Origin of the sequence: Nostoc sp. UIC 10607 (assembly GCF_047228265.1) — a bacterium.
GTDB classification, from domain to species: domain Bacteria; phylum Cyanobacteriota; class Cyanobacteriia; order Cyanobacteriales; family Nostocaceae; genus Nostoc; species Nostoc foliaceum_A.
Genome location: NZ_JBIQNW010000055.1, coordinates 1 through 22,882, shown reverse-complemented (window position 1 = coordinate 22,882; position 22,882 = coordinate 1). Strand labels below are relative to the sequence as shown.

Annotated in this window: 25 protein-coding genes and 1 tRNA gene; 21 read left to right on the top strand and 5 right to left on the bottom strand. The window is 42.1% G+C overall.

What is annotated here, in order from left to right; genetic code table 11:
- Positions 1-176: 176 nt before the first annotated feature.
- Complete coding sequence (locus ACEYW6_RS28875) at positions 177-2,201, bottom strand: glycerophosphodiester phosphodiesterase family protein (protein ID WP_412982449.1); 2,025 nt, start codon at positions 2,199-2,201, stop codon at positions 177-179.
- Positions 2,202-2,652: 451 nt separating this feature from the next.
- Between ACEYW6_RS28875 and ACEYW6_RS28870 the strand changes: the two genes are divergently transcribed.
- The 6 genes from ACEYW6_RS28870 to ACEYW6_RS28845 all read left to right on the top strand — a co-directional run bounded on the left by ACEYW6_RS28870 (position 2,653) and on the right by ACEYW6_RS28845 (position 9,804).
- Entirely contained in the window at positions 2,653-2,892 is a 240-nt protein-coding gene (locus tag ACEYW6_RS28870) for a hypothetical protein (RefSeq protein WP_412982448.1), read from the top strand.
- Complete coding sequence (locus ACEYW6_RS28865; RefSeq protein WP_190899288.1) at positions 2,892-3,416, top strand: phage tail protein; 525 nt, start codon at positions 2,892-2,894, stop codon at positions 3,414-3,416. Before ACEYW6_RS28870 ends, ACEYW6_RS28865 begins: the two co-directional genes overlap by 1 nt.
- 107 nt (positions 3,417-3,523) lie before the next feature.
- Positions 3,524-6,832, top strand: a complete 3,309-nt coding sequence (locus ACEYW6_RS28860) for a hypothetical protein (RefSeq protein WP_412982447.1) — start codon at positions 3,524-3,526, stop codon at positions 6,830-6,832.
- 38 nt (positions 6,833-6,870) lie between these two features.
- The gene (locus ACEYW6_RS28855; RefSeq protein WP_196513230.1) at positions 6,871-7,413 is read left to right on the top strand and encodes a hypothetical protein; all 543 of its coding nucleotides are present in this window, start codon (positions 6,871-6,873) and stop codon (positions 7,411-7,413) included.
- 110 nt (positions 7,414-7,523) lie between these two features.
- Positions 7,524-9,257 carry a VgrG-related protein gene (locus ACEYW6_RS28850; protein ID WP_412982446.1) on the top strand — a complete coding sequence of 578 codons (1,734 nt, stop codon included), beginning with the start codon at positions 7,524-7,526 and terminating at the stop codon, positions 9,255-9,257.
- 49 nt (positions 9,258-9,306) lie between these two features.
- Positions 9,307-9,804, top strand: a complete 498-nt coding sequence (locus ACEYW6_RS28845) for a PAAR domain-containing protein (RefSeq protein ID WP_069069082.1) — start codon at positions 9,307-9,309, stop codon at positions 9,802-9,804.
- A 78-nt stretch (positions 9,805-9,882) separates the two neighbouring features.
- On the opposite strand, the gene ACEYW6_RS28840 is transcribed toward ACEYW6_RS28845, so the two are convergent.
- Both ACEYW6_RS28840 and ACEYW6_RS28835 read right to left on the bottom strand, forming a co-directional pair.
- Positions 9,883-10,206: an NIPSNAP family protein gene (locus ACEYW6_RS28840; RefSeq protein WP_412982445.1), complete on the bottom strand. Its 324-nt coding sequence runs from the start codon at positions 10,204-10,206 to the stop codon at positions 9,883-9,885.
- Positions 10,207-10,244: 38 nt separating this feature from the next.
- The gene (locus tag ACEYW6_RS28835) at positions 10,245-10,730 is read right to left on the bottom strand and encodes a GNAT family N-acetyltransferase (protein ID WP_412982444.1); all 486 of its coding nucleotides are present in this window, start codon (positions 10,728-10,730) and stop codon (positions 10,245-10,247) included.
- 289 nt (positions 10,731-11,019) lie between these two features.
- Between ACEYW6_RS28835 and ACEYW6_RS28830 the strand changes: the two genes are divergently transcribed.
- The 4 genes from ACEYW6_RS28830 to ACEYW6_RS28815 all read left to right on the top strand — a co-directional run bounded on the left by ACEYW6_RS28830 (position 11,020) and on the right by ACEYW6_RS28815 (position 16,185).
- Entirely contained in the window at positions 11,020-11,433 is a 414-nt protein-coding gene (locus tag ACEYW6_RS28830; protein ID WP_412982464.1) for a GPW/gp25 family protein, read from the top strand.
- A gap of 91 nt (positions 11,434-11,524) precedes the next feature.
- Positions 11,525-13,723 (top strand): putative baseplate assembly protein, encoded by a 2,199-nt coding sequence (locus ACEYW6_RS28825; protein ID WP_412982443.1) that lies wholly within the window; start codon positions 11,525-11,527, stop codon positions 13,721-13,723.
- A 101-nt stretch (positions 13,724-13,824) separates the two neighbouring features.
- Positions 13,825-14,853 carry a phage tail protein gene (locus ACEYW6_RS28820; protein WP_412982442.1) on the top strand — a complete coding sequence of 343 codons (1,029 nt, stop codon included), beginning with the start codon at positions 13,825-13,827 and terminating at the stop codon, positions 14,851-14,853.
- Positions 14,854-14,985: 132 nt separating this feature from the next.
- A complete protein-coding gene (locus ACEYW6_RS28815; RefSeq protein ID WP_190899269.1) occupies positions 14,986-16,185 on the top strand; it encodes a DUF4159 domain-containing protein in 1,200 nt (399 codons plus the stop codon).
- A gap of 79 nt (positions 16,186-16,264) precedes the next feature.
- Here ACEYW6_RS28815 and ACEYW6_RS28810 read toward each other — a convergent pair whose 3' ends face one another.
- Positions 16,265-17,467: a phosphoglycerate kinase gene (locus ACEYW6_RS28810; protein ID WP_412982441.1), complete on the bottom strand. Its 1,203-nt coding sequence runs from the start codon at positions 17,465-17,467 to the stop codon at positions 16,265-16,267.
- 89 nt (positions 17,468-17,556) lie between these two features.
- On the opposite strand from ACEYW6_RS28810, the gene ACEYW6_RS28805 reads away from it, so the two are divergent.
- The 9 genes from ACEYW6_RS28805 (at position 17,557) to ACEYW6_RS28765 (ending at position 21,929) form a co-directional block, all read left to right on the top strand.
- Positions 17,557-17,964 carry a universal stress protein gene (locus tag ACEYW6_RS28805; RefSeq protein WP_190899313.1) on the top strand — a complete coding sequence of 136 codons (408 nt, stop codon included), beginning with the start codon at positions 17,557-17,559 and terminating at the stop codon, positions 17,962-17,964.
- Positions 17,965-18,239: 275 nt separating this feature from the next.
- Entirely contained in the window at positions 18,240-19,445 is a 1,206-nt protein-coding gene (locus ACEYW6_RS28800) for a murein hydrolase activator EnvC family protein (RefSeq protein WP_412982440.1), read from the top strand.
- A gap of 65 nt (positions 19,446-19,510) precedes the next feature.
- Positions 19,511-19,583: transfer RNA gene (locus ACEYW6_RS28795), tRNA-Arg, on the top strand.
- A gap of 271 nt (positions 19,584-19,854) precedes the next feature.
- Positions 19,855-20,115: a hypothetical protein gene (locus ACEYW6_RS28790; RefSeq protein ID WP_412982439.1), complete on the top strand. Its 261-nt coding sequence runs from the start codon at positions 19,855-19,857 to the stop codon at positions 20,113-20,115.
- Positions 20,052-20,249 carry a DUF3854 domain-containing protein gene (locus ACEYW6_RS28785; RefSeq protein ID WP_412982463.1) on the top strand — a complete coding sequence of 66 codons (198 nt, stop codon included), beginning with the start codon at positions 20,052-20,054 and terminating at the stop codon, positions 20,247-20,249. Before ACEYW6_RS28790 ends, ACEYW6_RS28785 begins: the two co-directional genes overlap by 64 nt.
- Positions 20,250-20,546: 297 nt before the next feature.
- Positions 20,547-20,675, top strand: a complete 129-nt coding sequence (locus tag ACEYW6_RS28780; RefSeq protein WP_412982438.1) for a hypothetical protein — start codon at positions 20,547-20,549, stop codon at positions 20,673-20,675.
- A gap of 178 nt (positions 20,676-20,853) precedes the next feature.
- Positions 20,854-21,231 (top strand): hypothetical protein, encoded by a 378-nt coding sequence (locus ACEYW6_RS28775; RefSeq protein WP_412982437.1) that lies wholly within the window; start codon positions 20,854-20,856, stop codon positions 21,229-21,231.
- Positions 21,232-21,466: 235 nt separating this feature from the next.
- Positions 21,467-21,700, top strand: a complete 234-nt coding sequence (locus ACEYW6_RS28770) for an EF-hand domain-containing protein (protein ID WP_196511443.1) — start codon at positions 21,467-21,469, stop codon at positions 21,698-21,700.
- Between the two features lie 46 nt (positions 21,701-21,746).
- A complete protein-coding gene (locus ACEYW6_RS28765) occupies positions 21,747-21,929 on the top strand; it encodes a hypothetical protein (protein WP_196511442.1) in 183 nt (60 codons plus the stop codon).
- 160 nt (positions 21,930-22,089) lie between these two features.
- Here the strand turns inward: ACEYW6_RS28765 and ACEYW6_RS28760 are convergent, their stop codons facing one another.
- Complete coding sequence (locus ACEYW6_RS28760) at positions 22,090-22,287, bottom strand: NblA/ycf18 family protein (protein WP_412982436.1); 198 nt, start codon at positions 22,285-22,287, stop codon at positions 22,090-22,092.
- Positions 22,288-22,493: 206 nt separating this feature from the next.
- On the opposite strand from ACEYW6_RS28760, the gene ACEYW6_RS28755 reads away from it, so the two are divergent.
- The gene (locus ACEYW6_RS28755; protein WP_412982435.1) at positions 22,494-22,679 is read left to right on the top strand and encodes a hypothetical protein; all 186 of its coding nucleotides are present in this window, start codon (positions 22,494-22,496) and stop codon (positions 22,677-22,679) included.
- Positions 22,649-22,789 carry a hypothetical protein gene (locus ACEYW6_RS28750; RefSeq protein WP_412982462.1) on the top strand — a complete coding sequence of 47 codons (141 nt, stop codon included), beginning with the start codon at positions 22,649-22,651 and terminating at the stop codon, positions 22,787-22,789. Before ACEYW6_RS28755 ends, ACEYW6_RS28750 begins: the two co-directional genes overlap by 31 nt.
- Positions 22,790-22,882 lie beyond the last annotated feature (93 nt).

Genomic DNA, 22,882 nt, shown 5'->3' with positions numbered 1-22,882 from the left:
TTAATGGTTAATCAGATTTTTAATCCAGGTGAATAAAGAGAGTTGTGGGCGATCGATCTCTATCTGACTGCAAACCCTTGCTGTTTCTGTTGTTGGGTTAATGCGTGAACGAAGTAACGCACCCTTGTATATTTAAGATAAGTAGCAGACTGTTGCAACAATATCGGGCGATCGCACTATGTTTCCTCTAAGGCTATCTTCGTTGCTTTCTGAAGACCTTGCTTTATCCATTGAGCTTTCTTCGGATAGTCTGTGAGTATGTGTATTTTCTTTACTTTTGCCAGATTGTCTGGGTTTTCTGCATACCTTTCTAATGCATTTTGGATTTTTAGATCGAAGTCTTGATTGCCTTTTTTTCTATCCTCCAATGTAGACTTTACATCCTTGGTTTCGCCAAAGTAAGCCTTAATATCTTCACTAGGCTCAAACTTTTCTAGCTTCATTTCTGTTGGCGCAAACTCCTGTCCAAATACCAAGGTATTGATGAAATTATCTAAATACTTATTTGCAAAAAATAGGTCACTTTTGTCCACATTATTTCTATTAAATTCGACGGTAAACTGATACCGCAGTTCATCAATGAATTTCTCTTGAAAACCTCCAGTTTCAAGGTCTGCTTTTTTTACTCCAAGACCAGTGTACAAACCACCTAAAGCTGTTTTTTTACTTCGTAATCCTGCATAGCCTTCTACATCCAATGGAGTTCCGTTGAATAGTACTATTTCCACCGGAGTCTCTGGATTTTTCTTATGAAACTGGCTGATTATTTTGGCTACCGCGTTTTGCAAAGGTCTTAATCCATCTAAGGCTTGATGTGAGTCAGATACCTTGGCTCCTTTCATTTCCACTTCTAGCCTAAAGGACTTACCCGTTATATTATAATAATCCGCAGCTACTGGTAGCACCATATCCAGAAGTTCAGCCAAGGTCATGAATCTACTTCCGGGACTTTCCGAGCGTTCTATTTTTTGAAGTGTTTGGGCAGAAAGATCTTGCACTTCTGCTTTGTCTAGTTTTTTGCCCGAGCTTGCGAGTAATTGTTTTTGTTTTGTCTTTTGGGCATTCTTCAGCTGTTCTTGCACTTTGTCCTCATGGCTCAACATTGGTATGCCGTCCTTTGAAAGGTAGACGTCACACTCTACTCCATCCAATGCTGGAACTTCTCTTTCTTTCGTAGCTTCATTAAAGGCCGATTGAAAAGCATCAGGCGAGTTTTCTGCTGGACGGTTTATCCGTCGGTTATCCGTTTCAGATATTAGCCCTCCCATCGTTCGGTTTGTGGGGCCGCTCCCTCGGTGAGCCACTACCGTAGCACCATCTGGGTTTGCTGCCATCAATTGCCGGATCTGACGCAGTTTCACCATAATCTCTTCTTGTATAGGCTGTACTTCTGATGCAATCACCTTTTGATTGGAATTCTGTGCAAAATTTTCATAAGCGTAGGATAAGGGACCAAGATGACTCAGTAGACCATATAACTGCCACATGAATCGAGAACCTTTCTTGTTGAGAAACTCTGTTACTCGCTCCAAGAGAACAAGACCCAATTGCAACACTTCTATACCCGTATTAAAGGCATGTTCGGTGACCAATTTTTTGAATTTGATTGTCAAATCTCGGGCTATAGTTACGATTTCCTCAACTCCCTCTGGTATATTTTTAAGCGTTTCCAGTTTAGCCTCCATCTGTCCAGCAATGCGGTTCATTTTTCGCCATTGGCCAGTGGACTTGGGATTAAATATTTGCTTCTTGTGTATCGTCTTTGCATTCAGAATTTTTATCAATTCGTCTTCTGATTCATAGGTAATATTAGGACCTTCAGCGAGTTTCTTTAGAAAAGTTTTCAGATCGTTTGGCGGTGCTTTGGCTAATAATCCTATATCACGTGTTTTCTTTAATCGTGTGATTACTGCTTCTATCTGCTCTACCGATAATTTCTCTTCTGTAGTTGTTTTGTTAATAAATACTCTTTGGATGTGAGCCGTCTTATCTATGCCAGGACTACTTAATTTAATTGGCGTAGCAGCCATCCCCGCTTCAGCCTGGCGCTGTACCATCGGCTTCAATTGTAATTCTTCCTCATCCTCTGGCACTTCTTGACGTTGCAGTGTGCTAATGTCCAGAGGTTTCATCTGCAATTCTTCTTCTTCCTCTGGCAATGCTTCTCGTTGGATAGACTGGCGATTTACAGGTTGCGCCATTCTTTGCATTACCTGCTGTGCGACGTTATCAGCCTCCTGTTCGTAAATGTCTCCAGGCTGGCTAATTGAGAGTTTTGTTTGGGTACGCAGTGGTATGCGATTTATATTGTGAGTAAGTGGTTTGTGGAGTGGTTGTATTTCAGGAACCGCTTGGCGTGAAATTGCTGACGACTCCAAACCAAATCCGGGTGTCGGGTGTTTCAGGGATGGGATTGAGAAGCCTGTAGTAGTTTTTTTATTCCGGCTGACGTGTTCTCTCATTTTCTTATCCTGTTACCCAAACCGTAGGTAGATAAATATTTTGTTGTTACTAACATCTAGAGTACTGCGATCGCATTTCCAGCACAATTACTCACAAATCTAAATCCAGGCAAATACTAAGTTCGACTTTTGGCTACTTTTGATTCTGATGCAGTACCTTTAGCCTGGATTCTAGGAGAGTTTTTTATTTATGGACTCAAATCAGAAACAAACTTTTTTTACATTCGATGGAGATGTTGGCGGTACTGCTGGCTACGCTGGGGTTTCAGTGACTTCTGATGCCAGCAAGGTCGCTATTGCTGCGGGTAAATACCTCAACGACTCACGGCTTTTGAACCAACTCACAGAGCACGTGTATAAACTCTTGCTTGAAGATATGCGATCGCAGCGTGAAAGGCTAGGTAATTATAATTCCCAAAGGTGGTTGTGATGGCTACAGGCGCTAATAACGGCAATATTACCCACGAATTAAATTATGTCACTACTAATCGGTTCTACGTAGAGATAGACAGTTCCATCGCTGCATCTTTCGCTGAATGTACAGGATTAAGTATTCAAATTAAGAAAAATGTTTTTCAGGAAGGTGGTGTTAACGACCAGCAAAGAATTTATTTAGGTCATACAGAATTTGCAGACATAACTCTTAAACGTGGAGTTACCGATCATCCAGGTTTTTGGAACTGGATGAATGCAGTTTTTGATGAAAAAAAGAAAACATCTCGACGCAATGTCAATATTCTGATTTTCAATCAAGCTGGTGAAACGATGATGAGTTGGACTTTGATTGGTGCTATTCCTATAACCTGGAAAACACCTGCACTCCAAGCAGATGGAAAGGCAGTTGCAATTGAAGAATTAACTTTAGCCTATGAAGGTTTACAAGTTGCAAGAGCCACAGGAGGAGGTATTTCTGTACAACGAAATCAAAAAACAGGATATTTCGTTTCTAGCTAATTAACCATTCTTCCTCTATAACTATGCAAATTATTCAATTTTCACTAGGGAACAATCTTCATCCCCTTGGGATAAGATCATCTTTATCTAATTCTCATAAAATGCTAATGAGAAAAAACTCTCCTTCTCTGCATTTGCGAAGTAATATTATTAGTCCTATACAAACTAAATCACCATTAGTTACATCCTCTAAATTTTTATTGTCTCGTGAACATGAGCCGTCGATCCAACCATTAATAGGTTGGGATAGTTGGGATAATCAAGATATAAATAGTGAGTTTCCATTACTTGAGGTTGATTCTTTTGATTCAATAGCTTCACCAGAAAATAATAATATTAATAGTAACAAATCGGCAAAAAATAGTATTCCAGAGATAATGCCAACTCGCATTGATAACAATACGAGTAATGAGTCATCATCAAAAACAAATATTCAAGGTAAATCTAAATCAAAAAAAATAAATAAATCTCAACAGTCGGCAGAAAAAAAAACAAAGCCAAAATCTAAGACTAAAAAAGCAGTCAAATCATTAGCGGCTAATAATGTTGATAAATTTGTTGACGAAAGCAATATTGTTCTTAATCTTAATGAAGATAGCTTGTTAGCATTAGATGAGCCGCTATCTGTTGAGCCTAATTCGGAAATACCTACATTGCAACGGGATATTGCTTCAGATAATACTACGATAGATGCTTTTTCTGCTAATAGTATAAAACCTAGCATAACGGCATCTAATCCGCCAATTATTGAAGATAATTCAACTTTACCCAGGAATATTGCTAACGACAAACTGCAATTAAATTCTGAGTTACCATCTAGTTTACCCAGTGCAGGCTTGTTGGGTATAGAAAGTATTTTACCATCAAAAGAAAAGATTGAATTAGACAAAAGCCAAAGTGAATTAGTTGAAGGTTCGCCTATAAAATTTTCTGCGTCTAATAATGTGGAGGAACTATTTAGCTCGTCTAGTAACTTTCTCAATAATGAACAACAAGTAATCTCAAAAGCATCAGAATCAGTTAATAGCTCAGATATCCCAGACAGCAAAACGCCATCAAAACAGAATATTAAAACATATCAATCTCCTTCCATAGTTGATAATACCAGCACCGCTTCAGAAACAAATTTAATCCAAGAAAAAGAGGTTTCACCAAGCTTAAACTCTCCATTCTCGTCAGAAGAATCATCACATATAAATAATAATTTTGAGACAATTACAGGCATTGAAGCAGACTTAATAGTAGAAAGCATTCCAAATGATTTCTTCACAGATAATGAGGTGGCTGATAATTCTCTAGTAAATGCTGACGATACAGCATTTACTTCACCTGATGTTGATGACACACTTTATTCTTTTGGGAATGATGAAAATCATGTAGAGACTTATAGATATGCGCCCAAAGCGCATGTTTCTATACCTAATTCTGAGTCCTCAATTGCAAAAAAAACTATTACAGTACAACAAGAAATTAACTCTAGTGTTACGAGTGAGTCTTCAGCCATTACGCCTGTTCAGTTAACACCTACCTCTGTCGATATTGAAGATACACCTAGTTTGTTTAGAAACTCTGATAATAATGAACAGTTAGTTACTTCAGAGTCACAATCTACTATGGCGGTTAATGTTTCAGATGTCTCAGCAAATATTATTTCACTGGAACTTGATGGTAATGTGGAGAATACTAGCAGCGATTCTACAGAGAGTCAGCCGATCTTAGCACCACCTGAAATTGGTGAAACGCCAACAATTACCACCGCATCACCTGAGATTACTGAAGCACCAGTAGTTAGCGCCGCATCACCTGAGATTACTGAAGCACCAGTAGTTAACGCCACATCGCCTGAGATTCCTGAAGCACCAGTAGTTAACGCCACAACATCACCTGAGATTCCTGAAGCACCAGTAGTTAACGCCGCATCACCTGAGATTGCTGAAACACCAGTAGTTAGCACCACATCACCTGAGATTACTGAAACACCAGTAGTTAGCACCATATCACCTGAGATTCCTGAAGCACCAGTAGTTAACGCCACATCGCCTGATATTCCTGAAGCACCAGTAGTTAGCGCCACATCACCTGAGATTACTGAAACACCACTTAACGCCATATCACCTGAAATTGGTGAAACTGCTATGTCTAACGACAAGCCGCTAGGAGTCTACACACCATTAATTACCGCCACATCGCCTGAGATTGTTAAAACTCCAACAATTACCACCACATCACCTGAGATTAGTGAAACTGCGTCTAACGACAAGCCGCTAGACATCTACGCGCGAATTACCGTCACATCACCTGAGATTGCTGAAGCACCAGTAGTTAGCGCCATATCGCCTGAGATGAATAAAACTGCAAGTATTTTCAGGAAAATTATTGACAATGAACAAACAGTAGAATCAGAATTTCCCACTGCGGTAACAAATCCTGAAATATTAACCTTTGTTGATACCTCAGAGAATTCAATCTCCTCACAAGATGAGGTAAGCACAGCACCTAAAGTTGAGCAAAATACGACCATTGAAAATTTGCCAGCACCTAAAGGTTATGCTACTGGCGGTCATGTGACAGACTCCCACGTTGACAATCGTCAGCAAATAGCACCCTCGGATACTATACCTGCAATGCTTACGCCTGGAGAGTTTGTGATTAATACCAGGGATGCACAGAAAAATTTACCTCTACTACATCACATCAACACTGGTGGAACACCCCAAGATATTATCCTCCCAAGTTTACAGACACCCAATCCCACAGAACCAGAAGAAACAACTTCTCCAGAGACTCCGACTAAAGTCGATTCTTTTCCTGACACTTCATTACAGCTAAAAAGCGCTGAGACTGATTCATCTCAGGTATCTAATTCTTTAATTCCTTCTTCATTGGGGTTGAATATTGGAAAACACAGGCTTTCCGTCCTCAATTCTCCACAGCTTAATCTTCTTCAAAACGAAACAATTGATGTAGGTGAACCTTCACCTCAATACTCATCGCCTCCCCTGATTTTCCGAAAAGCAAATTCTACCACTAATACACCTTCTCAATGGTCAAGTGTGGAAGATTTACTAAATGGAAATAATGATGATTTCACTAGCTTTAATTTTAGTGATGGAGAATCTAACAGCCAAAATTATGAATTTTCTCATGTTTCAGAATCACCACAAGTTTTTGCTAAACACCTTCCTTCACCTAGAGGTTTTGCTGATGGAGGAGAAGTCACGCCACCCGACATATCTAGAGAAATAGAACCGATAACTGAGACCATAGAGAACACATCCTCATCTTCTGAAGGAGATGAAAAAGATGATCCGGCTGATCTTGAAGCTCTAGCTCGTGAAATTTATAGCAGATTACGACAACGGATAGAAATTGAGCGAGAGCGTCATGGCGGTTACTCAGGTAGATTACCTGGGTAAATTTCTATTCAATAATTAATTTTTGGAGAGATACTTAAATGGCAAGTCCAGCAATTATTGTTATTCAAAAGCGCCAACCGCAACTTGAAAAAGCCAAACTTGTAGCTTATAACGGCGAAGCGCCAGATATTGAATTGATGTTTAATCCCACAGATATTAGTTTCGCTCGAACTGTTAAGTGGGAAAGCAAGGATGGTAATAGAGGAACTACTCTACTTCCCAAAGTAAACTTTTCTGGCGTTGAACCTTACAAATTCACACTTAAACAGTTGCTTTATGATACTTATGAAACGAAAGAGTCGGTGATGAAAAAATATATAGACAAAATTAAGAAAGGTGTAGAAACTATCAGTAAAGCAACTGACAAACGACCACCTGTTTACATATTTACATGGGGGAATGAGTATTTTTATTGTGTAATCACGAGCCTAACCTACACTTTAAATATGTTTTTGAGTGATGGTACACCAGTAAGGGCACTGGTAGATATAGCCTTGCAAGAAGTAGATAAGAATAACCTTCCTGGAGGACGTGAATCTGCTTCTACAGGCCCAGATCGTCAGGCAGATCAAAGGCTGTAATAATACTTTTGACCCAAATGAACTAAAGTTACAAGTACTATTTATAACTTTAATTACTATTTTGTGATTAAAGGCTGACCTGAACATTTCATAGTTATAAAATAATAGTTATGCCTCCTAAAAAAAGCCTTTATTTAAGTGAACCTAAAATCCAGATAGAAGGAAAAGCTGCTTCGCCTGAATTAATGAAGGATTTGTTGCAAATCACTGTCGAAGAAAGCGTTCATTTGCCAGCAATGTTTACGCTAGTCATACATAATAGCTATATTGCCACATCTGATCGACCAGAAAGCAAGGCTTGGCGACATGAGCAGTTATTTAAAATTGGGAAAAAAGTAAAGTTGGGTTTTACTTCGAGTACTACTCAAGATAATAATTTTAAAGATGAGGTAGAAAAATTTTTGATAGAAGGCGAAATTACAGCAATGGAAGTTCACTTCAATGAAAAATCTGAAGCTGATATCATTGTTCGCGGTTATGATATCTCCCATCGTCTGCACAGAGGTCGTTATAATCGTTCTTTTTTAAATGAAACTGATAGCGGTATAGTCAAAAAAATAGTTCAGGAAGTAGGTATAAGGCCTGGTAATATAGAGCCAACTGGTGAAGTTCATGAGTATGTCTTCCAAGAGAACCAAACTAATATGGAGTTTTTGCGGGAAAGGGCTGCCCGCATCGGTTTTGAATTATTTGTTACAGAGGATAAACTAAATTTTTGTAAACCAAAAACTCAGGGAGCTTTATCACTAGAATGGCTAGTTGATATTAGCAAATTTAGTACTCGCGTCACCAGTTCTGAACAGGTGAGTTCTGTGGAAGTTCGTGCCTGGGACTATACCCAGAAAAAATTGATTAGCGGAACAGCCAAGAAAGAGAAGCAAATAACCGAGACAGGTAATCAGCTAGGAAGTAGTACTAGTAATGCATTTTCTAATCTTAAGCCTGCCACAATGATTGTTGTAGATAAACCTGTTGCCAGCAAAAAACAAGCAGAGACAATGGCTCAGGCTTTGTGTGATGAACTGGGAGGAGAATTTGTTTATGCAGATGCCAAAGCAGCAGGGAATCCTGAAATTCGTCCAGGACGAGTTATTAATCTTAAGGGTATGGGCGATCGCTATAGTGGTAAGTATTATGTTACAGAAACACGCCATTTCTTTAGTCAGCGAGTTTATGAAACTGATTTCAGCGTGCGGGGACTACGTTCTGGTAGCTTATTCACAACACTATCTCCAGAAAAACGTCTACAACCATCTGAGACTTTATTAGTAGGAATTGTGACTGATAACAAAGACCCAAAGGGATGGGGTAGAGTGAAAGTCAAGTTTCCCACTCTCACAGAAGAACATGCAAGTGACTGGGCAAGAGTTGTAGCTTTGGGAGCAGGGCCAAAGAGAGGTTTCGACTGTTTACCAGAGGTGAACGATGAAGTTTTGGTAGGTTTTGAACATGGCGATATCCACCGTCCCTACGTCATTGGCGGGGTATGGAACGGGAAGGATGCACCACCGGAAAAGGTGAGTGACTCAGTTACAAATGGAGTAAGATTACGCACCATTAAAACTCGTGTAGGTCATACTCTACAGTTTGTCGAAGAGGATAAAGGAAGTAGTAAAAAAGGTATTCGCGTAGAAACTGAATACGGTCACAAAATATATCTTAACGATAGTCAGAAGTGCATAGAGATTGAAACCAAAGGCGGCCATAAAATCAAAATGGACGACATGGGTAAATCTGTTTCAGTGAAATCAACAGGCAATATGTCATTAGATGCTGCTGGAAATATAGACATTTCAGCCAACGGTACGATTACAGTCAAAGGTGCGTTGATTCGACTTAATTAATTCGTAATTCGTAATTCGTAATTCGTAATAAACACAATAGGAGGTTGTGATGGGTAGACCAGCAGCAAGAATTACCGACAATGTAGCGCATCCCTTACCACCAGTCTTGACAGGAGGGCCGGGTAGTCCCAATGTGTTGATTGGGTCTTTACCTGCGTGGCGGGGTGTGCTTGCCGCCGCAGTACCAGGTTTGCAGTCTGCTAAAACATCTTCTGATATAGCTATCAAAGCGGCTGAGGCTGCTACCCTAGCGGCGGCTGGTACACCAGGGGCACCTGCTGCTTTAGCCGCCGAACAAACTACAAAGACAACGGCAGCTTCTACTATGGGTAGTGCGATCGCAGCAGCAGCAGCTGGTGCTGATATTCATAATTGCGCGACACCCTTGCCTGTCCCTCCTCACGGTCCTGGGGTTGTGATTGATGGTAGTCAGACTGTGCTGATTAACAATCTACCTGCCTCTCGGATGGGCGACACCGTTTTAGAAGCATTGGGGCCACCGAATAAAATTATTAAAGGTAATCCCACTGTTTTGATTGGCGGCTGATTGGAGAAGTAGAGAAGATGAAGGAGGGGAGAGTTGGAACTTTACTCATCCATCTCAGAACTCCGTTCATCCACTGTTTTATTGAAAATTGTTAAGATCGCCTAAAACTGGACGCATAAATGATCGCTCATAACTAACAATGCACTTTGTTCGACGCGCAAATTCATACGCTTCCCGACAAGCTGGATCTTGCTGAGAGTCTATCCGGTATTGCTCGTATGCTGCAAGGCTGGGAAAACTGAACAGAGCTACGGCAATATTATTAGCTCCTTCATGTGGAAGAAAGTACCCGTGATGTTTTCCACCAAATTTTTCCACCAACGGAATCCACATACATCCGTATGCTTCAAAATCCGAAATTTTGTCAGGATCGATAACGTAGCGCAAATAGCAAGTAATCATATCAATCTGCTTTCAGGACTTTTCTCCTCATCAGTTACCTATCCTCCTAGTTTCTTCTCCCAAAATAATGCCTTGCCCATCTGGGGATTTAGCTCATAACCACTGAATCCGCACGCCTTGTATGCTGACTGGGCAACATGATTTCCTTCCAGTACCTCTAGCGTGAGTTTGCAGCAACCCAAATCAAACGCGATCTCCTGCGCTTTCTGTAGCAGCAGTTTGGACAAGCCTTTACCACGGTAGGGTAAAGCAACGATGACATCGTGAATATTAAGTAATGGCTTACACGCGAAGGTAGAGAATCCTTCTAAGCAGACAACAAGCCCTGCGGGTTCGGCATCGACAAACGCAAGAATTACATGAGCCGCTTTTCTTTTTGCAAGCTCTGCTGAAAGATTTGCTTTAACGTAGTCCGACAAACCTTTACCACCACCCATCGGGTCAAGCGCATACTCATCCATTAATTGAACCATAGCGTCCGCATGAGCAGGCATACTCAGGTCTGCTTCAAAAATTTCAATCATCTATTAATTCTTGATTCTTCAAATATTGGCATAACGTTTCTGGCCAGTGGCTGCCGACAACCTTAGTTTGCGATCGTTTATCTGAATTCAAAAAAACTAATTCCGATCCTGAAAAGATACTAGCAGGAAAGGGAATAAATGAATTTACTCAGAACTCTGTTCATCCACTTTAGAATCTCAAATTGCCCTGCCCCTCGCCTCTTCATCCTCGACCTTTGGCGAATAGGCTTAAACCTTCTGTGCCGATATCTTTGAAGATATCCATTTAACAGCTGTCTAAGTGCCAGATATGGTTTACGGTCGTCAACGAGCCTATTTGGGAACAGGTTGGGCTTATCCACTGCATTTAAGTGTGCAAGGTGGGATACAACTTAGCCGTGAAGATCAAAAAGTTAAAGAATCTATTTGGATTATCCTTCGCACTGGAGTAGGTGAGCGGGTTTATCGACCGACGTTTGGTTCGCGCTTGTCGGAACTGGCGTTTGCACCCATGAATAGCGATACCCTACTGCGAATCCGTCTTTATGTCTTAGAAGCTTTAGAAGTTTGGGAACCACGCATTACTATCGATGAAGTTCTGACTGATCCTGACCCTGTGCGTGGCAGAGTAGACATCATAATCAATTATCGACTCAAAGACGGCCCCGATATTTATAGCTTTGTTTATCCTTATTATTTGGTTTCAGTTGGGGAGGAACCGTGATACGAATGAAAAATTAAAAATTAAAAATTAAAAAAGCTAAATTTTATCTGGGTTTCTAGGCTTGTATCTGTCACATTCTTTTTTAATTGGTATGAACTTTGACTTTTTACCGAAATTACCTTCTTCTAACTTAGACGATCGCGCCTTCGATGATTTGGTGGAAGAATGTATTATGCGTATTCCGCGCTACTGTCCAGAATGGACTGACCACAACCTCAGCGACCCTGGAATTACGCTAATTGAGTTGTTTGCTTGGTTAACTGACCAGATGTTGCTCAGATTTAACCAAGTACCTCGAAAAAATTATGTAGCTTTCCTAGAATTACTGGGTATTCGTCTCCAGCCTCCCGCCCCAGCCCGCACGGAATTAACTTTTTATTTAAGCGCTGCACTACCTGAAGCCTACACTATTCCAGCAGGATTAGAAGCCTCAACTATCCGCACTGAGACAACAGAAGCGATTACCTTCAGCACAGATTCTCCTCTAATTATCGGCAAACCCCGCATCCAACATTTCTTAACTGCCCAAACCACCGAAGATATTCCCCAATCTCTGCGCGAAAGAGTCACAACTTCATGGACTCGTCAATCTAACGGTTACTGGACAGGTAATGAACAACCGATTTTTGAAGAGGAACCCCAGCCTGGGAACTGCTTTTATTTAGCAATTAATTCTGATGATCCCTTAGACGCTAATGTTTTAGAAATTATTTTCCAAGGAGCTGCGGCTACCCCCGCTGGTATTAACCCCAATCAACCACCCCGAGAATGGGAAGCCTGGGATGGGGAAAATTGGCAATCAGTTTTATTACAAGAGTCAGATGATAAGACTCGCGGCTTCAGTTTTTACGAAATCGCCCAGGAGGGTGGAAACCCATCTCAAGGTGCAGAAGTACGTCTGCATTTACCTCAAATTTGGCCTGTGGCTAATTTTACCTCTTACCGAGGTCGCTGGTTGCGCTGTAGTTTTATTAGTACAGAAGCCAATGAATCTGGTTACAATCGTCCGCCACGAATTATTGGTTTAGCAGTGCGGTCAATTGGCGGTACTGTTAGGGCTAGTCACAGTACGCTGATTCAAGATGAGCGCTTGGGAATTAGTGATGGTACACCTGGCCAAAGTTTCCAATTACAAACAGCACCAATTTTAGAACGGAAAGAAAATGAGTATATTTTAGTTACTCCCGCTGGTGGTTTGCCGCAGAAGTGGACTGAGGTGAGAGATTTTGCTGATTCTGGGCCGCATAATTTCCATTACACCATCGATTCGATCACTGGTACAATCCAGTTTGGGCCGCTGATTCGGGAACCTAGCCAACTTAAACAGCAAACCCAAGTGCGATCGCGAGTTCAGCAACCACAACTAGACAACACATCTGTACAAGTTCTTGATAATAACCAATCTGAACACCAGTATGGGGCGATTCCTCCCCGTGGATCAGAGATTAAAATGGTTGCTTATCGTACAGGCGGTGGCAGAGAAGGCAATGTTCAAGCTGGAGCGATCCAGTTTTTGAAGTCTGCATATCCTTATATTGCTAGTGTGATAAATCCTGTACCAGCAATCAATGGGGCGGATGCCGAATCGCTGGAGCAAGCTGTGATGAAGGCTCCCCGCATCCTCCGCACGCGCGATCGCGCCGTCACTGCTGAAGATTTTGAAGTTTTAACTCAACAGGCGGGTGCAGGTGCGATCGCCCGCGTCCGTTGTTTGCCAGCAAATTCTCGTAGACAAGCTGGTATAGTTAGTCTGCTGGTAGTACCATTCGCAAATACAGATGCGATCGCTCAAGGCAATGGCATGAGACCAGAAGAATTTGCCCTGAGTAATGCCCTCCAAGAGCAAATTTTGAGTTATTTAGATGAAAGACGGTTATTAGGGGTACAAGTAGAGTTACAAGAACCAAATTACGTAGGTGTTTCTGTACAAACAGAAATTGCTTTAGAGCCAGCATACAACAACCCTTTTGCCAGCGAAGAAATTCGCCGAAATTTAAGGCGATCGCTGTATAAATATTTAAATCCCTTGACTGGAGGAATTGACGGCAAAGGTTGGCCCTTTGGGCGACCAGTTTATACATCCGATATTGTGGCATTACTGCAACAAACCCCAGGCGTGCGTCATTTAGGCCCCGTCCTACTATTTCCCATCCGCAAGCAAGGAGAAAATTGGCGACGACAACCATCGCCAGAACAATTAATTGACCCAGGCTCGGAAGGTTTAATATGTTCTTGGGCTGATACTAATCTGCGTTCAAATCACGACATCCAAATAATTCGTAATTCGTAATGACGCTCCTGCGTCGCTAACGCTGCGCTAACGTAATTCGTAATTTGTCATTTGTCATTTGTCATTTGTCATTTGTCAGTAGTTATTCTCCCCCCAAACCTATGGTTCAAAGTCGCTCTAGTCCATCTGTACGCATTCAATTAACGCCAATGCAAATTCCTGAAGCTTTACCTGTGGCAGGTTTAGCATTTGCGAACGCAGATATGGATGTTGCTGGACGTACTTTACTTTTGCATCCTGGACATCCCAGTGAGATGATTGTACAAGTGCAAAACTTAGAACAGCGTCCTTTGCGGGTAAGCTTAAGCGTTGAGGGAAACTTCCCGTCCCAGTGGTGTCAGATTGGCACAGAAGGCAGTGAGATACCGCCTCGTGGACAGATGGATGCTGTCCTCTACTTCTCAATTCCTGACACATTTTTTGAAGATCAAGAAGCGATCGCTCCTGGAAAAAAAGACAAACTGACGCTCAATTTTCGTAGTCTAGTTACTCTACATATAGACCCAGGCACTGACAACGAACAAATCGAGAGAAGCGAGTATTTCGATTTATACATCCGTCCCTACACTGCTTACATGGAATTCTTGCCAATTTTGTATCGGGAAGTAGACTTTATTGGTCGCTTCATGAAAATATTTGAGCAAGCTTTTCAACCAATAGTTAATAGTTACAATGTCATGTGGGCAAACCTCGATCCCTTGACAGCACCGCAAGCATTACTACCCTTTATGGCTCATTGGGTTGCTTGGCAAGTAGATTCAGTTTGGGATCTTCAACAACAGCGGCGTTTAATTCGCCGGGCTGTAGAACTTTATCGCTGGCGAGGAACTCGTAAAGGATTACGCCTCTATTTACATCTTTATACTGGTTTACCGCTAGACGAACATTTACCTAATGAAGCTGATAAACATATCAGTATCACAGAACCTTTTGGGCCAAGTTTCATCATAGGAGATGCCCAAATAGGAAATGCAGTTTTAGCAGGTGGACAACCATATCACTTTATAGTGCGTTTGCGTTCAAATATTTCTAGTGGCATTATTAATGAGCAACTGATTCAAAGGATCATAGACCAAGAAAAACCTGCTTTCTGCACATACGAATTATCTATCGAAAATCCCCCTAATTAAATAATCCGTAATTCGTAATGACGCTCCTGCGGACGTTCGAGTACTCGCTACCGCTTCGCTAACGCTAACGTAATTCGTAATTAAGTAAAATTAAACAGACTTTTAATCCAAAATCTCAAATCCAAAATTGCTATGTCCCATCCTTTTCCACCTCCACCAATTAAATCCTTTGAACGCCTACAAGCCGCAGACGGGTTACTAATTAATGCTGAACGCTGGCGCACAGCCCATGATTACCACCGTAATCGGCAAAATGCCCAATATCAAAGTTTAAACCAACCAGGAATTGTCTGCGGTTTAGGCGTTCGAGATGTGACTGCCCCAAGCCAAGTTGAAGCTAAATATCGAGATGGACGTTGGGTGCAAATTCAACCTGGTATTGCAATTGATTTAGCAGGTAATTTAATTGTTGTACCGACTTCTTATGATTTTCCCATTGATATAGAAGTAGCAAGTTCTGAACCACTCATGATCTACTTAGTAGTTAGCTATGTAGACCCTGACGAATTGCGGCGCGGACAGCAAAGAGATATTGTTCAAGAAACTTATCGAATTGACCAAAGGAACTCTACACCACTCAGTTCAGAAATAGAAATATGCCGCATACTCCTGCAACCAGGGCATACTGAAATTAACCAACCTGCGGATGCTTTCTTTCCTGGATATAACAATATTGATTTGCGTTATCGCCGTCAAGCACAAATGCGTCCCCAAGCACTTGTGTGTATGGCGCAGGCGAATCATAGCGATCCAGAATGTGCGCGTAATTTTTTCAGCCTTTCGTATTTGCTACAAGCAGTAGAACCCTTATATCCTAGTTTGCGAGGGGCTGATGAACCAGGTCAGGTTTCTTTAGGAGAAAATATTCAAGATTATGACCTACTTTATCTGACCGGTGGACAAGCCATATCTTTAAATAGTCTCGAATTTGAATCTCTAAAAAATTACTTAAATTTAGGTGGTGTGCTTCTAGTTGATGCACCAACAAACGCTAATGCTCTAATTGAGAGTACTCAAGCATTAGCACAACAGTTAGAAAGTCCTTTAAGACCTTTAGAAGAATTGCAACGGAGTCATCCTTTAAGGACAAAACCTTTCTTATTTGCTGCCTTGCCAATGGTTAATCAACAGCAGATTAAACTGTCAATTGGTGGAGGAATTATTTTAGCAATTGGAGATTTAGCAACTGCTTGGGGACTGGATAGAGAATTAAATTTACCCAGATTGACCATTCGCACAGCCCAGGAATTAGGAATTAATATTCTTCACTATGCTTGGAAGCGGCGACAGTTGATCGGTTTGCAACAGGAAGATAATTCAGGGCAGTGGTGAAAGTTCACTAGATTGAGTACTGCTTTAATGTAGAGACGTTATATGTAACGTCTCTACATAATAATTCTAAAGATGGCTATTAAGCATCATCTAAAGCCGCAATTCCAGGCAATACCTTGCCTTCAAGCAACTCCAAGCTAGCGCCGCCGCCGGTGGAGATGTGGCTCATTTGGTCGGCTAAACCAACCTTTTCCACAGCCGCTACTGAGTCACCGCCGCCAATGATGGTGGTTGTGCCAGTTTTACCGATTTCGGCGAGAGTATGAGCGATCGCTTCCGTACCTACGGCAAACTTATCAAACTCAAACACACCCATTGGCCCGTTCCAAATTACCGTTTTGGTATCTGCAAGGCTCTCTTGGAAAAATTTCACCGAGTCTGGCCCAATATCCAAACCCATCCACCCATCTGGGATATTCTCAATGCTAACGGTTTGAGAATTGGCATCAGGGGCAAAGTTATCTGCCAATACCACATCTGTAGGCAGCAATAAAGCAACACCCCGTTCTTTAGCCTTAGCTTCCAAAGACTTCGCTAGTTCTAGCTTGTCTTCTTCTACCAACGACTTACCGACATTCAAACCACGGGCTTTGTAGAAGGTGAAAATCATTCCACCACCGATGATCAGTTTGTCGCATTTTTCCAGCAGCGTTTCAATCACGCCAATTTTGCTAGAAACTTTGGAACCGCCAATAATTGCTGCCAAAGGACGTTGGGGATTTTCAATGGCGTTTTGCAGATATTGCAATTCCTTTTCAACCAAATATCCAGCCACAGAAGGGCTGAGAAATTTAGTTACACCTTCAGTAGAAGCATGGGCGCGGTGTGCAGTACCAAAAGCATCATTTACATAAAAATCAGCATTAGCTGCCAATTTTTTCGCAAATTCTGGGTCGTTTTTCTCTTCTTCTTTGTAAAAACGGACATTTTCCAGTAACAGCACTTGACCATTTTGCAACGCGCCGACTTTAGCTGCAACTTCATCACCAATGGAGTCATCAGTTTTAATGACTTCTTGTCCCAGTAACTCAGAGAGACGCTTGGCAACGGGAGTTAGGCGTAATTTGTCATCCACACCCTTGGGACGACCAAAATGGCTTGCGAGAATGACCTTAGCACCCTTCTGCGTCAAATCTTTGATGGTTGGTAAAGCTGCGCGAATGCGAGTATCGTCGGTAATGTTGCCTTGATCATCCACAGGCACATTAAAGTCAACCCGCACTAAGGCACGTTTCCCAGATATATCAGCCGAAGATAAACTTGCTAAACTTTTTTTGGACACACCAAACTCTCCTGATTGCCTTTTTGTTATTGTTTTGAAAGTAGAACCATCAAGATTTTACCGGAGTCAGGGGTGCCCAAGTGACAGATATATTTAAGACAGTACTATTTCCTATTGATCAAAGCCGGGAAACACGGGAAGCTGCTGATGTTGTTACCAACGTAGTTAAAAAGTACGGCAGTCGCTTGGTACTGCTGTCTGTAGTAGAAGAACCGCCTCCAGACGCGCCTAGTCCAGATCCGATGGTGTCACCAGAGGTAGTTGCCAAACTGCTAGAAAATGCTCAATCTTTATTTTCTGGGCAAGGAATTCAATCCGAAGTCCTGGAAAGACAAGGCAAACCAGCTTTTACTATCTGCGATGTTGCTGATGAAATTGGGGCAGATTTAATTATTATGGGCTGTCGGGGTCTAGGCTTGACTGAAGAGGGAGCGGATGATAGTGTTACCACTCGCGTGATTAACCTTTCTCCTTGCCCAGTGCTGATTGTGCCTTAGCAGTGATCAGTGCCCAGGAGCGAATGTGTTGCTCAATGCTAGAATCTATCCCACTAATGCAAGAATGTGGTAATTTACTTCGCCTTAAGTCCCCACTGAATTCTGATTACAGAATTCAGTGGGGACTTACGGTATAAAAGTTAATGCTGACATAGCTGGAATCCTTGTGTTACAACTTGGCAGACCAATTTAATAATGCATTGGAATGGGTGAATCAGATTTTGGGAATAATCCTCATAGTGTATGAAAGCATCATTTTGATTGGGCTGCGCACTATGAGAGCGCAATTTCTAAGAAAAAAGCCAATTTATTACTGTTTATCTATTGTATTTTGTTGCATTTTGTGGATTTATTTGGCATTAATTCCAGCTGACGCAACGTCTACAGGGTCTATTGATACTCTGCGACAACAGCAGCAACAAATGAACCAGCAGCGTCAGAGTGTGGTTAACGATCGCGATCGCTTAACAAATCTCCAACAAGAGGCCCAAAAACACCTCACTGGTTTAAAGCAAAATCTGCAAGCTACAGATAACTATATTCAAGAGAGCGAATCACGATTACAACTCGCCACCCAACGCCTCCAGCAGTTGGAAACTGATTTAGCTGTGGCGGAACGTTCTTATGAAGAGCGGCAAATAGCAACAGTAGCACGATTGCGTTATCTTCAGCGATCGCCTGCTTCTGTTGGATGGGCAGTTTTGCTCCAAAGTCAAAATATCAGTGACTTTATCAGCCGTCGTCATCAGTTGAAGTTAGTGTATCAGGCAGACGAACAAATTTTGCTAAAACTCAATGCCCAAGCAAACTTGATAAATCAACAAAAAACGGACGTAGAACAGCAAAAAAACGAAATTGCCTTGATTCGTGAGCAACTGTTGGCACAAAAAGCCGATTATCAAACCCAGGCGCAATCACAATCAGAATTAATTCAACGCCTCAATAGCGATCGCCTAGCCTTAGAAGCAGCGCAAAACCAGCTAGAGAGGGAATCAAAAAATCTGGAAGTCTTGATTCAACAAAAGGTAGCAGAAGCCAGAGCAACAGAGGAGACCCAAGCAAAAACCAACAGCCGTACCAGTGTCATTATTCGGGGAACTGGAGTAATGGCATATCCTAGCGATGCTTATACTAGCAGTCCCTTCGGCTGGCGAATGCACCCCGTTCTCGGCTATCGTCGCTTTCATGCCGGGTTAGATTTTGCCGCTGGTTATGGTAGTACAATTCGGGCAGCCGATTCGGGAAAAGTAATTTTTGCTGGGTGGTATGGTGGTTATGGTAGAGCTGTAATTATCGACCACGGCAATGGTATTACTACACTGTACGGACATAGCAGCGAGTTGTATGTTGCTGACGGACAAGCAGTTGAACGCGGACAAGCGATCGCGGCTGTCGGTTCCACAGGTTTATCAACTGGGCCCCATCTCCACTTTGAAGTCCGTCGGAATGGTACACCCGTAGACCCAGCTAATTATCTTTAACCCAAAAACCAAGTTTTTCTAGGCTGCAAATTTTATCACAGACGTGCTATAATGCGTAAGACTAAGGGCGCGTAGCTCAGTGGATAGAGCAACAGATTCCGGTTCTGTGGGTCGGGGGTTCAAATCCCTCCGCGCTCGTTACCTTTACAAGAATAACCACGAAATCGAGAGGTCATTTTCTCTCAGTTTTCTCTCACGGGATAAAGCGAATCTACCCTATAGGTATATACTTTAGTGTGTAAAAAGTTGCATACTTTACATACTTCAGTATATTTTCATCCAACTTTTTATGCTTGCGAGGGAATCCAAAGGAAACGGGACTCTTAATAAATTAATAGTATAGAGACCGCACATTGAACTAGGCGGCTGGTGGTGCAATGGCGTTGACCCGCTCAATAACTACGTCCTGATGATGTGGAGCTGCTTCAAACCCGACCATCCCCGACGTGACCGCCAAAAGATTCACAAGTTCATCAAGTACGAGCATCCTTATAGAGAAGAAACACGCGTTTTCTTCCTCTTAGTGCCGAATCGCATCTGGGTAAAAGTTTCCAACCGTAGCGGCATCCCCATTACTGAAGAAGATTTACAGCATCCCGGTGGTTTCTGGCACAGCATAATGTCCCAGTCACAATTGTCGAAGGAGTCAAGAAAGCGGGGGCATTATTGACTCCTGGTTATGCAGCGATCGCAATTCCGGGAGTAAACGCAGGATACCGCACCCCCCAGGATGAGTACGGTATTGCCACTACAACACTGCCGTTGCACAGGAGTTGTGGGAAATCAAGCTGTTTCCCTTGTTGACTTACCCGCCAGCGATCGCACAAAACCATCGATTCCGTTAAAGCGGCAAGTGAGCAATTGTACGCTAGTGAATGTCAGGCGATCGCTTCTTCTGATGAACTCTCTGGGGCTGAACTCAAGAAGCTGCAAGACAAAAGAGCGAAAACTAAAACTGAGCGACATCAGTAGCGCAAGGCTGAATTATCCCGTCGCTATGAAGTTGAAGTTACGCCTGATTTGGTCGAGAAAGATGATAATGGCTGGTATCCTCAGTTGCGGATGCACTACTATTTGATTTGACGCTGGGGCGAGAGTTTTATGACGAACCGTGATACTAAACGGGCTAAGGCGCAGTTAGAGGCGGGAGAGAATTCAGTTTGGAAACCAGATTTCAACAAGGGGCAATTGTTACCTGCTGTGTTGCCTGAATCTGTTGCAGTTTCTTAAGCCAGAGGTTCAGTTGCGGGGGTCTGATGAGAAGATGCTGGAGTTTAAAGCCTTGGCTGTGGCACATCGGTACGTTATCAAGAATTACTTGAATGTTTCCATTTATGAAAAACTGACCCCGATTGCGTAGGCGTAGCCCGTCGTAGACATCGCTCAAAAGTTACTTGCCAAAATTGATTTGAAATTGGACTATGTGGGTCGGTTGGGTAAGCGTGAAAATCGGGAGTGCGTTTACCAGTTTGTTACCCCTGATGATGAGCGTGATTCGATTTTTAGGCAGTGGTTAAATCGGGATGAAGCACTTCAAAGTGAGTTGGTGTCAGTGATTAATAATATAGTTTTGTCGACACCAGTGATTGACACAACCTCCCAAATATTAGAAGAGGTAGTGTCCAGCCCCCAAGGACAAGCCTGGAAAGGGCTGAAACTGAAATTGCAGCAAGGCTTGGACAGTATTGGCTCTTCCTACAGCGAGTTAATCTCCAAGGTTGGCGAGGCTGTCGGCGTTGCTGATGGTGGGCAAGTCAATGAGATCCTAAATCAAATTTTTACCTAAAGATAAATCAGGTTTTTCGATTCTTGTTAATTTGTCTATGTTAGAAAGAAGGCGCGTCTATGTCGATTTATTTTCATCATCAGGCTGTAAACCCTGTAACCCACAACTTACATCCGATCTAAGCCCCAGCGATAGCCGTTTCTACGTCTTTTGATACAAGTTTATTTAATTTTGAGAGATTAATCAGAGATTAATGAGATACTAAGTTGAAAAACGGTTCTTCAGATAAAAACTTATGACAACCGAGCAAGAGCTTCAATCTCTTTTTAATACCTTAGATAGGGATCAAGACGGGAAAATCTCCATTAATGATCTTTTTTTAAGTCCTGGCTTAAGTGCAATCATTTCATCAGAAACAAATAGCACTAGTCCCCAGGAATTGCTAGTAAATTATGATTCAGACAAAGACGGTAGTATTACCTTTGAAGAGTTAAAGGAAGCAGTTGAAAAAGCAAATAATTTAAACTAGCAACCTAATTCCTAACACCCAATACCCAAAAATCCTGAAGCTGAAATTGCAGCAAGGTTTGGACAGCGCTGGTCAGTTCTACCAACAGCTAGTCTCCACAATAGGCTCGGCTGTTGGCATTGCTGATGGTGAGCCTTACTGGAACGCATACCTGGGGCAGTGGCAGATTTGGGTTAACTTTAAGAGCGGGTGTACCTCTGTGGTGTGCAATTGGTTGGTGGCGGTGTAGGTCAGAGTAGTACACTATTCCATCAAAACCGTTACTGTGAGTCGGTTATTTTGCAGTTTCCCAGTTTGGAGCAAATAATCTCTATTGCCTTGCCCTTGAAAAAACAATTTTGTGTTCATTGTCTTGTCCGTCGCTTAAAGTAACGGGAGCAAGGTTTATTTTAGCCTAATATTGAACCTGAATCAACTTCCCACTGATGTTTGAGCAATTCTTGGTAAGTCGCTTCCCTAACTATCATCTGCTTATAGAGCATCAGCAAGAACTCTTGAGCTTGTTCACGGGACATCTGCTGCACTTGGTCTGCAAATGTTCTCAGGCTAAATTCTTGTTCTAAAGATAATTCAATGGGTTGATTCATCGCTGTATTACCTACTCTTTTATTTGAGTTTGCTTATGTAAGCAAATATTGCTTTATATAAATATATGTTACGATGGCTTTACAAAAATCAAAGGGGTGTAAACCGTACCGGTCTAGGTTAGAAATGCCGTATCTACTGCTGAAAACCTTGATATCACTCCATTGTGGCAACCCAAGTAAAAACCTAAGTTCTCAATTTTCCTACTTTGAGGTTTTTAAAAGCATTTTTAGCCTCTGCTTGCGGCTGGCGATCGCTGGAGGAGATGGGCAATATTTTGGGCAAGAGTGGTGAGTGTCGCGGCGTGATGCTGGAGTTTGAGAATCTGAATATGACAAATTTGCTCTTTGCCGGGGTTTACAAATTCTCATCGTCGCCTGTGGGGGTACTCTAATTCATCACCTACTGCCGCAATTCCTCTCGAGACCCTATCGGGTTCAGTGTCGAGAGGAATTGCGGGGCAAAAACGAAACGCCTCTTGACCAAATCAAACCGCAGGTTTGACAGGGAGAGAGGCAGTTGAGTTTTTGCCAAATAAATCTTTGATACAACACGACTATTTTGATGTATTATATTCATCTGTGATTATGTCGAAGT